The 9,549-nt window shown below is 67.1% G+C and carries 9 protein-coding genes; 6 read left to right on the plus strand and 3 right to left on the minus strand.

The window, feature by feature from the left end; all coding sequences use genetic code 11:
- Positions 1-46: 46 nt before the first annotated feature.
- From tsf to ABE546_RS14145, 3 genes are all read right to left on the minus strand, one after another.
- On the minus strand, positions 47-925 hold the full coding sequence (gene tsf, locus ABE546_RS14135) for a translation elongation factor Ts (protein WP_088433310.1): 879 nt from the start codon (positions 923-925) through the stop codon (positions 47-49).
- Between the two features lie 127 nt (positions 926-1,052).
- Entirely contained in the window at positions 1,053-1,904 is an 852-nt protein-coding gene (rpsB, locus tag ABE546_RS14140) for a 30S ribosomal protein S2 (protein ID WP_259260149.1), read from the minus strand.
- 212 nt (positions 1,905-2,116) lie between these two features.
- The gene (locus ABE546_RS14145) at positions 2,117-2,422 is read right to left on the minus strand and encodes a hypothetical protein (RefSeq protein ID WP_313210869.1); all 306 of its coding nucleotides are present in this window, start codon (positions 2,420-2,422) and stop codon (positions 2,117-2,119) included.
- A gap of 148 nt (positions 2,423-2,570) precedes the next feature.
- Here ABE546_RS14145 and map point away from each other — a divergent pair, with 148 nt between their 5' ends.
- The 6 genes from map to dapE are packed head-to-tail and all read left to right on the plus strand — an operon-like array spanning position 2,571 to position 9,461.
- A complete protein-coding gene (gene map, locus ABE546_RS14150; RefSeq protein ID WP_121041504.1) occupies positions 2,571-3,344 on the plus strand; it encodes a type I methionyl aminopeptidase in 774 nt (257 codons plus the stop codon).
- Between the two features lie 2 nt (positions 3,345-3,346).
- Positions 3,347-5,986 (plus strand): [protein-PII] uridylyltransferase, encoded by a 2,640-nt coding sequence (locus tag ABE546_RS14155; RefSeq protein WP_346464155.1) that lies wholly within the window; start codon positions 3,347-3,349, stop codon positions 5,984-5,986.
- Entirely contained in the window at positions 5,986-7,062 is a 1,077-nt protein-coding gene (dapD, locus tag ABE546_RS14160) for a 2,3,4,5-tetrahydropyridine-2,6-dicarboxylate N-succinyltransferase (RefSeq protein WP_346464157.1), read from the plus strand. Before ABE546_RS14155 ends, dapD begins: the two co-directional genes overlap by 1 nt.
- Positions 7,059-7,931, plus strand: coding sequence for a hypothetical protein (locus ABE546_RS14165; RefSeq protein WP_346464163.1), 873 nt, complete (start codon positions 7,059-7,061; stop codon positions 7,929-7,931). Before dapD ends, ABE546_RS14165 begins: the two co-directional genes overlap by 4 nt.
- A 43-nt stretch (positions 7,932-7,974) precedes the next feature.
- Positions 7,975-8,337 carry an arsenate reductase gene (locus ABE546_RS14170; protein WP_121041511.1) on the plus strand — a complete coding sequence of 121 codons (363 nt, stop codon included), beginning with the start codon at positions 7,975-7,977 and terminating at the stop codon, positions 8,335-8,337.
- Entirely contained in the window at positions 8,334-9,461 is a 1,128-nt protein-coding gene (dapE, locus tag ABE546_RS14175; RefSeq protein ID WP_346464159.1) for a succinyl-diaminopimelate desuccinylase, read from the plus strand. Before ABE546_RS14170 ends, dapE begins: the two co-directional genes overlap by 4 nt.
- Positions 9,462-9,549 lie beyond the last annotated feature (88 nt).

The following is a 9,549-nucleotide window of genomic DNA, read 5'->3' on the forward strand; positions in this document are numbered from 1 at the left end:
CCGCGGAGTCCGCGGCTTCTTTCGTAACACATTCGAGCGGTGAAGATCAGGCCAGGCCGGCCTGCTTCATCACTTCGGCGGCGTAGTCTTCCACCACCTTCTCGATGCCTTCGCCGACCGCCAGGCGCTGGAAGCCGACCACGTCGGCACCGGCGGCCTTCAGGACCTGCTCGACCGACTGGTTGGTGTCCAGCACGTACGGCTGGCCGTACAGGGTCACTTCGTTGACGATCTTGGCGATCTTGCCGCTGATGATCTTTTCCAGGATATCGGCCGGCTTGGACTTGTCCTTGTCGGACATCTTGGCCAGTTCGATTTCCTTTTCCTTGGCGACGAACTCGGCCGGCACATCGGCGGCCTTGTTGTGCGGCGGGTTCATGGCAGCCACGTGCATGGCCAGGCCACGGGCCAGTTCTTCGTTGCCGCCGGCCAGTTCAACCAGCACGCCGATGCGGCCGCCGTGCACGTAGGCAGCGACGTTGTTGGTCGATTCCAGGCGCACGATGCGACGCACGTCGACCTTCTCGCCGACCTTGGCGATGACGGCAGCGCGGGCTTCTTCGATCGTCTCGCCGGACGGCAGCTTGGCGGCCTTCAGGGTGTCGATGTCGGCAGCGCCCGAGCTCAGCGCGGTGGCAGCAACAGCCTTGGTGAAGTCCAGGAAGTTGCTGTCCTTGGCGACGAAGTCGGTTTCCGAGTTGACTTCGACCAGCACGGCCTTGCCGCCGTCCTGGGCCGCCACGATGATGCCTTCGGCAGCCACGCGGTCAGCCTTCTTGTCGGCCTTGGCCAGGCCGGACTTGCGCAGCCATTCGGCCGAGGCGTCGATGTTGCCGCCGTTTTCGACGAGTGCCTTCTTGCACTCCATCATGCCGGCGCCAGTGCGCTCGCGCAGTTCCTTGACCAGGGAAGCAGTGATTTCCACGGGATTTCCTCACGAAAGAAAGGGGTTGGGCCGGCATGGTGGCCGGCCCGTGTGACAGGTGTCCTGTCGTCGCGCCATCGGCAGCGGACAGGAGCGGTGGGCGCGCTGCGCCCACCGCGGGCCTGGATCAGGCCTGGGCTTCGCCAGCGGCCGGAGCGTCGGCAGCCGGGGCTTCAGCGGCCGGAGCAGCCGGAGCGGCAGCAGCCTTCTTGGCCGGAGCGCGGCGGGCCGGCTTGGCTTCTTCGGTGGCGGCAGCGTCGGCGAACTCTTCTTCGCGGACGGTGGCAGCGTGCGGCGCAGCAGCCTTGCCTTCCAGCACGGCGTCGGCAGCGGCGCGGGCGTACAGCTGCACGGCACGGATGGCGTCGTCGTTGCCCGGGATCGCGTAGTCGACCAGTTCCGGGTTGTAGTTGGTATCAACCACGGCGATCACCGGGATGCCGAGCTTCTTGGCTTCCTTGATGGCGATGTCTTCGTGGCCGATATCGATGACGAAGATCGCGTCGGGCAGACGGTTCATGTCCTTGATGCCGCCCAGCGAGGCTTCCAGCTTGTCGCGCTCGCGACGCAGGCCCAGCACTTCGTGCTTGACCAGCTTGTCGAAGCTGCCGTCGGTTTCGCCGGCTTCCAGTTCCTTCAGACGGGCAACCGACTGCTTCACGGTACGGAAGTTGGTCAGGGTGCCGCCCAGCCAACGCTGGTTCATGAAGGGCATGCCGCAACGCTCGGCTTCTTCACGGATCGACTCGCGGGCGCTGCGCTTGGTGCCCAGGAACAGGATGGTGCCGCGCTTCTGCGCAACGCTGGAAATGAAGTTCATCGCGTCATTGAAGAGCGGAACGGTCTTTTCCAGGTTGATGATGTGGATCTTGCCGCGGGCGCCGAAGATGTACTGGCCCATCTTGGGGTTCCAGTAACGGGTCTGGTGGCCGAAATGGACGCCGGCTTCCAGCATCTGACGCATGGTGACCTGGGGCATTGCAGTAACTCCTGATAGGGAACCGGCCGCCACGGGTAATAGTTGGGCGGTCCGCCGCGAGGCGGATGGTTCCGGGGTTTGGCTTCCCTGTCGCTTCCGTGACCGAACTCCTTGCGGAGCACCCCGGCACGGATATGGGCGGCAGGTGTGGATTCACCGGTGACGTCCGGTGTTGACGTATTCCCGCGCCAAGGCGGCAGGGATCCGGTCGATTATAGCCCGGTGCCGGGCGCAGGCGCAATCACGGGGGCAAGCGGGGCGTCAGCGGCCTCGTTGAGCCGGGCCCGGAACTGGCCGCCGGCGTAGCCATCCGGCCGCGGCGGCAGGTCCCAGCTGCGGGCGCTGCGCGGCAGCACATAGCCGGCCAGGCCCTCGATCAGCGGGTGGCGACGCCCGTGGGCGTCCACGAACACCAGGTCGGCCAGGTGGGCATGGCCGTCGCCGTCATTATAGAGGCGCAGGCGAGGCGCCGACGGGCTGCCGCCTGTCTTGTATCGGACCGTGCAGATAGGACCCAATCAATGGCCGTTTTCGGCACAAGGTCGCGTTTTGCGATACGCATCACGCTTGTTCAGCTAGCTGGCCAGGGGCCGGGCCCAAACCGCGGCTGTCAGCGTTCCATCCAATCCCGTTCAGATTGGCCCCGGATCGGCGATAATGCGCGCCATGAGCGTGAATCTGAAAACCCCCGAGGAAATCGAACTGATGCGTATCGCCGGCCGTCTGGCCAGCGAAGTGCTCGACATCGTCACCCCGCACGTCAAGCCGGGCGTGACGACCGAAGAGCTGGACCGCATCTGCCATGACCACATCATCAATGTGCAGAAGGCGACGCCGGCCAATGTCGGCTACCGCGGCTTCCCCAAGACGGTCTGCACGTCGGTCAACAACGTGATCTGCCACGGCATTCCCAGCGAAGCCAAGGTCCTCAAGGACGGCGACATCGTCAACATCGATGTCACGGTGATCAAGGATGGCTGGCACGGCGATACCAGCCGCATGTACTACGTCGGCACGCCGTCGGTCATGGCCAAGCGCCTGGTCGATGCGACCTACGAAGCGATGTGGCGCGGCATCCGCGCGGTCAAGCCGGGCGCGACGCTGGGTGACATCGGCCATGCGATCCAGAGCTATGCCGAAGCCGAGCGCTTCAGCGTGGTGCGCGAGTACTGCGGCCATGGCATCGGCAAGGTCTACCACGACGAGCCGCAGGTGGTGCATTACGGCCGCCCCGGCCAGGGCCTGGTGCTGCAGCCCGGCATGACCTTCACCATCGAACCGATGATCAACGAGGGCACCCGCTACAACAAGGTGCTCCCGGATGGCTGGACCGTGGTCACCAAGGACCGCAAGTTGTCGGCGCAGTGGGAGCACATGGTCGCGGTCACCGAGACCGGCGTCGACGTGCTGACCCTCTCGCCCGGCGAATCGCAGGTCTGAGCATGTTGCCGGCGAGCCCGATGCTGGACGCGCCGGCCGATTCCGTCGCCGACCCGGACTGGGCGGCGTTGGCGCGGCAGTCGCTGCAACAGACCGACGCACGGTTGTATCGTCGTTTCGATCAGGGCGACAACATCGAGCGCCTGCTCGCCCTGCGCGCACGGGCGGCCGACCACCTGATCCGGTTGGCCTGGCATCGCTGCCTGCCGGCCGGTTCGGGAATGGCGCTGTTCGCGGTGGGGGGGTACGGGCGCGGCGAGTTGTTCCCGCGCTCGGATATCGACGTACTGGTGCTCGGTGCGCCCGAGCAGCAGCGTCGGCACGAATCCGGGCTGGCCCGCTTCTTTGCGCTGCTGTGGGATTGCGGCCTGCCGGTCAGCCACGCGGTGCGATCGCCGGCTCAATGCACGCAGGCCAGCGCCGACCAGACCGTGCTGACCGCGCTGATCGAGTCGCGCCCGGTGGTCGCCGATGACGCGGCCCGCCAGGCGTTGAAGGCGGCGGTGAACGTGGAGGGCCTGTGGCCGCCACGCGAATTCTTCCTCGCCAAGCGCGAAGAGCTGCTGGCCCGCCATCAGCGCTTTGGCGACACGGCGGACAATCTTGAGCCGGACATCAAGGACGGCCCCGGCGGGCTGCGCGATCTCAATACGCTGGGCTGGATGGCGCTGCGTGCGTTCGGCGTGCGCGACCTGGAAGCGCTGGTCGGCCTCGGCCATCTCGGCCCGGATGAAGCGGCCGCGCTCAAACGCGAACGGTGTGCGCTGGCACGGCTGCGTTTCGGCCTGCACCTGGTCGCCAACCGGCCCGAAGAACGCTTGCGGTTCGATTACCAGAAGACGCTGGCCACCCGCTTGGGTTTCGAAGACGACATCGAAAGCCTGGCCGTGGAAAAGATGATGCAGGGGTTCTACCGCAGCGCCACCGTGGTGCGGCGGATCAGCGACCGCCTGCTGCAGCGCTTTGAAGAGCAGTTTGATGGCGAAGCCGTCCCAGAGCCGGTCAGCGTCGGTTTCTCGCTGCGCCGTGGTTACCTGGCTGCCAACGATCCGGCTTGGCCCCAAGGGGATATCGAACAGGTGTTCGCGCTGTTCTCCAGTTGGGCCTATAACCCGGATGTGCGCGGCCTGCACTCGCTGACCGCCCGCGCGCTGGCCGAGGCGCTGCCGGAGCTGGCGGCGTACACCGAGGCCAGCGCCGCGGCGCGCGAGCAGTTTTTGGCGCTGCTGCGCAGCCCGCGCGCGGTCGATACCCTGGCGCGGATGGCACGCCTGGGCGTCCTCGGCCAGTGGATCCCCGCGTTCGCGCAGGTCTCCGGGCGCATGCAGTTCGATCTGTTCCATGTGTACACCGTGGACCAGCACACGCTGATGGTGCTGCGGAATATCGGCCTGTTCGCCAGCAGCCGCGCGGATGAGCGCTTCTCGATCGCACATGAAGTCTGGCCGCGCCTGCGCAAGCCGGAGCTGCTGCTGTTGGCCGGCCTGTTCCATGACATCGCCAAGGGCCGCGGCGGCGATCACTCCGAACTCGGTGCGGTGGATGCGCGCGAATTCTGCCAGGCGCTGGCGCTGAGCAGCTCCGATACCGAGCTGGTCGCCTGGCTGGTCGAACAGCACCTGCGCATGTCGGTCACCGCGCAGAAGCAGGACATCTCCGATCCGGACGTGATCCATCGCTTCGCCACCCTGGTGGCCAGCCGCGACCGGCTGGACTATCTCTATCTGCTGACCTGCGCCGACATCGCCGGGACCAGCCCCAAGCTGTGGAATGCGTGGAAGGACCGTCTGCTGGCCGACCTGTATTTCGCCGCGCGCCGCGCGCTGCGCGACGGGCTGGAGAACCAGATGCCGGCCGCCGAGCGCGTTGCCGAAGCGCGCGAATCGGTGCGCCAGCTGGTGCGCGAGCGCGGCTACGACGATCCCACCATCGATCGCCAGTTCACGGTGATGCCCGATGAGAGCTTCATCCGGCTGCGGCCGGAACAGCTGGCTTGGCAGGCCGCTGCGCTGGTGCCGTTGAAGCAGGGCCAGACCCTGGTCAAGGTGCGCAGGCTGACCCCCGAGGACGACGCACTGGAAGTGTTCGTACACTCGCCCGACCGCGACGGCCTGTTCGCCGCGATCGTGATGACGCTGGACCGCAAGGGCTACACCATCCATCGCGCGCGCGTGCTGGACGGTCCGGTCGATACCATCTTCGATACCTTCGAAGTGACCCCGGCCGACAGCTTCGCCGATGGCGATGCGCTGCGCCTGGAGTCCGGCCTGCGTGAGGCGCTGGCCGGCGATCTGACCCGGCTGCGCCCGTCCCGCCGCGTCATTCCGCGCCAGCTGCGGCACTTCCGTTTCGCCCCGCGCATCGAGTTCCGCGATGTCACCGATGGCCAGACCACCAGTACCCGTTTCAGCCTCGTCGCACCCGACCGCCCCGGCCTGCTGGCCGACGTGGCGTTCGTGCTGCGCAACCAGCGGCTGCGCGTGCATGATGCGCGCATCGCCACGTTCGGCGAGCGCGCCGAAGATATGTTCGTGATCAGCGATGAGCATGATCACGCCCTGACCGAATCCGCCAGGCAGCAGCTGCAAGACGCGATGCTCGCCTGCCTGGACCCTGATCGAAACGCCGGAGACCCCCACTGATGGCCACCAAGCCTGCCAAGAAGACTGCCGCGAAGACCGCGGCGGCCAAGACCCGTGCTGCCGCGCCTGCGGTGAAGAAGACCGCTGCCGCAAAGAAGGCGGCGCCCGCGGTGAAGAAAGCGCCGGTCAAAAAGGCGCCGGCCCGCAAGGTCGCTGCTACCCCGGCCGAGAGCGCCGCCAAGCGCAGTGCCAGCCGTGATGCCACCATCGCGCGCAAGTCGCTGCGCAAGCCGGCCACGCCGGGTGTGGAAGAACTCAAGTTCGGCATCGAGAGCGCGTTCGAGCGCCGCGCCACGCTGACCCTGCATGAGATCGAAGGCTCGACCAAGCCGCTGGTCGGCCGCGTCATCGATGGTCTGGAAACCGGTGAATTCCGCGTTGCCGAGCCCGACGGCCACGGTGGCTGGAAGGTCAACGAATGGCTGAAGAAGGCCGTGCTGTTGTACTTCCGCGTCAACGACATGGCCGTGGTCGATGCGCGCCCGGCGCCGTTCTGGGACAAGGTCGAATCGCGTTTTGCCGGTTTCGATGAAGCCAAGTTCCGCCGCGCCGGCGTGCGTGTGGTGCCCGGTGCGATCGCGCGTCGTGGCAGCTACTTCGGCAAGGACGTGGTGCTGATGCCGAGCTTCACCAATATCGGCGCCTACGTGGGCGAGGGCACCATGGTCGACACCTGGGCCACGGTGGGTTCGTGCGCGCAGATCGGCAAGCACTGCCACCTGTCCGGCGGCGCCGGTATCGGTGGCGTGCTGGAGCCGCTGCAGGCCAGCCCGACCATCATCGAAGACCATTGCTTCATCGGTGCGCGTTCGGAAGTGGTGGAAGGCTTCGTGGTCGGCCATCACAGCGTGATCGGCATGGGCGTGTTCCTTGGCCAGAGCACGCGCGTGTACAACCGCGCCACCGGCGAGATCAGCTACGGTTCGGTACCGCCGTACAGCGTGGTGGTGTCCGGCCAGCTGCCGTCCAAGGACGGCTCGCACTCGTTGTACTGCGCCGTGATCGTCAAGCAGGTCGATGCCAAGACCCGCAGCAAGACCAGCGTCAACGAGCTGCTGCGCGGCCTGGCCGACTGAGCACCCCGCAGCCCGCGCTGGCGCAGGCGGCGCGCTACCGGCACCCGTTCGCGGGGTGGCCGGGACGCGCGCTGCAGCGTCTGCTCGGCTGCGTGCACCTGACCGCCGCCCGGCGTGCGCTCACCCGCGTGCTGCCGGTGCCTGCGTTGATCAGTGAGGTGCGTGAGGTGGTGTATCTGAGCTGGTGGGTGGACGTGCGCCATGCACCGCCGCCACCGCCGGGCCATCGCCTGTTCGCGCATGACGGGCGTACGCCCTATACGATCCTGACCTACCGCCACGGCCATTTCGGGCCGGCGCTGGCGGGGCCGTTGCGTGGCCTGTTTCCCTCTCCGCTGCAGAGCAACTGGCGCTGGTACGTGGTGCCGGACGATGCGGCGGCCGGGCCCGCGACGCCGCGGGTCCTGTTTGACCGCAATGTGATCGACAGTGCGATGCACGCAGTCGGTGCACGGCTGTGGAGCGATGCCATGCAACCGCATCCGGCCGCGCGTTTCGAGCATGCCGTGGATGCCGATGGCGGGCACACCGTGATCGAGCCGGGGCAGGGCAGTGCGCCCGCACTGCAGGCGCAGGTGCGTCCGGCAGCGACCTTGGCGGCGGCGTGGGCGGCCGGGGCGTTCACCGATGCAGCGCAGGCGATGAGGTTCCTGGCCTGCCAGGAGGCCGCGTTCGCGGTCGCCCCGGATGGTCGGCTGGCCTTGACCCATATCGATCTGCCGATTGCCCTGGCGGACGTGCAGCCACTGCAACTGGAAGGCCTGGTGGCCTGCCCGCACCTGGCCGCGATGGGCGTCGATCTGGCCGATGCGTTCTGTTTCCGGGTGCCGCAGGTGCCGTTCCGGGTCGTGTCCGAACGCCTGTTGTGACATCCTCATGGCGTCCTTCCTGAACGATGCTGCACGCCGCGCCATGACCACCACTTTGTACGGATTGAAGAACTGCGACACCTGCAGGAAAGCCACCAAGTGGCTGGACCGTTTCCAGGTGCCGTACACCTTCGTCGACTACCGCGACCACACGCCAACGCCGGAGACCCTGATCGACTGGGCGGCCCAGGCCGGTGGCTTTCCCGCGTTGATCAACAGGTCCTCCACCACGTGGCGGCAGCTGCCGGAGAACCGCAAAGCTGCCGATTCGGAGGCCGAATGGAAGCTGCTGCTGCGCGAGTACCCGCAGCTGATCAAGCGCCCGGTGGTGGTGAGCGCCGATGGCGTGATGACCCAGGGCTTCTCGGACAACGGCTTCAAGCAGCGGTTCGGAGTGGGCGCGTGAACGACGTCGTTGCCTTGACCTGCGACCTGATCGCGCGCGCCTCGGTCACGCCCGAGGACGCCGGTTGCCAGGCGCTGCTGACCGGCCGCCTTGAACGCGCCGGCTTTCACTGCGAACACCTGCGCCTGGGCGAGGTCGACAACCTGTGGGCCACACACGGGCAGGGCGCACCAGTGCTGGTGCTGCTCGGGCATACCGACGTGGTGCCGACCGGCCCGGTCTCGGCCTGGACCAGCGATCCGTTCGATCCGCAGATCCGTGACGGCGTGCTGTACGGACGTGGCGCGGCCGACATGAAAGGCAGCGTGGCCGCCTTCGTGGTCGCCGCCGAGCAGTTCGTGGCCGCGCATCCCGATCATCCCGGCACGCTGGCGGTGCTGCTGACCAGCGACGAGGAAGGCGATGCCATCGACGGTGTGCGTCGCGTGGCCGATATCTTCCGCGAGCGCGGTCAGGCCATCGACTGGTGCATCACCGGTGAGCCGTCCTCCACCGAGGTGCTGGGTGATCTGCTGCGCGTGGGCCGCCGCGGCAGTCTCTCGGCGACGCTGACGGTGAACGGCGTGCAGGGCCATGTCGCGTATCCGGACAAGGCGCGCAATCCGATCCATCTGGCCGCTGCGGCCCTGGCCGAACTCACCGCACGGCACTGGGATGATGGCTTTGAGAGCTTCCCGCCGACCAGCCTGCAGATCTCCAACATCCATGCCGGCACCGGGGCCAACAATGTAATTCCGGGTGAGCTGCAGGTGCTGTTCAACCTGCGCTACAACCCGCACTGGAACGCGCCCGCGCTGGAGCAGGAGATCGCTGCGCTGCTGGAGCGTCATGCACTCCAGTACACGCTCAAGTGGCATCGCAGCGGCGAGCCGTTCTATACCCCGGAAGGCACGCTGCGCAGGGTCGCCCGCGAGGTACTGGGTGAGTTTGCGGGTGCACCGCCGGAAGAGAGCACCGGTGGCGGCACCTCCGATGCGCGCTTCATCGCGCCGCTGGGCGCGCAGTGCATCGAAGTAGGGCCGGTCAACGCGAGCATCCATCAGGTGGACGAGAACGTGCGCGTCGCGGATCTGGAGGCGCTGCCGGCGCTCTACCAGCGGTTGATCGAGCGTTTGCTCGCCTGACGCCATCGGGTTGAATCAACCGCCGCTCGATTTCGGTAGTGGCGGGGGGCGGGGGGGGGGGGGGGGGGGCTGGGGGGCAGGCGGGCGG

The sequence above is a fragment of the Stenotrophomonas sp. TWI377 genome, assembly GCF_039674525.1.
Lineage (GTDB): Bacteria > Pseudomonadota > Gammaproteobacteria > Xanthomonadales > Xanthomonadaceae > Stenotrophomonas.

Bases quoted from the DNA above. Each gene is read 5' to 3' on its own strand.
- rpsB (WP_259260149.1), bottom strand. From the start codon at position 1,904: ATGCCCCAGGTCACCATGCGTCAGATGCTGGAAGCCGGCGTCCATTTC.
- map (WP_121041504.1), top strand. From the start codon at position 2,571: ATGAGCGTGAATCTGAAAACCCCCGAGGAAATCGAACTGATGCGTATC.
- ABE546_RS14155 (WP_346464155.1), top strand. From the start codon at position 3,347: ATGTTGCCGGCGAGCCCGATGCTGGACGCGCCGGCCGATTCCGTCGCC.
- dapD (WP_346464157.1), top strand. From the start codon at position 5,986: ATGGCCACCAAGCCTGCCAAGAAGACTGCCGCGAAGACCGCGGCGGCC.
- ABE546_RS14170 (WP_121041511.1), top strand. From the start codon at position 7,975: ATGACCACCACTTTGTACGGATTGAAGAACTGCGACACCTGCAGGAAA.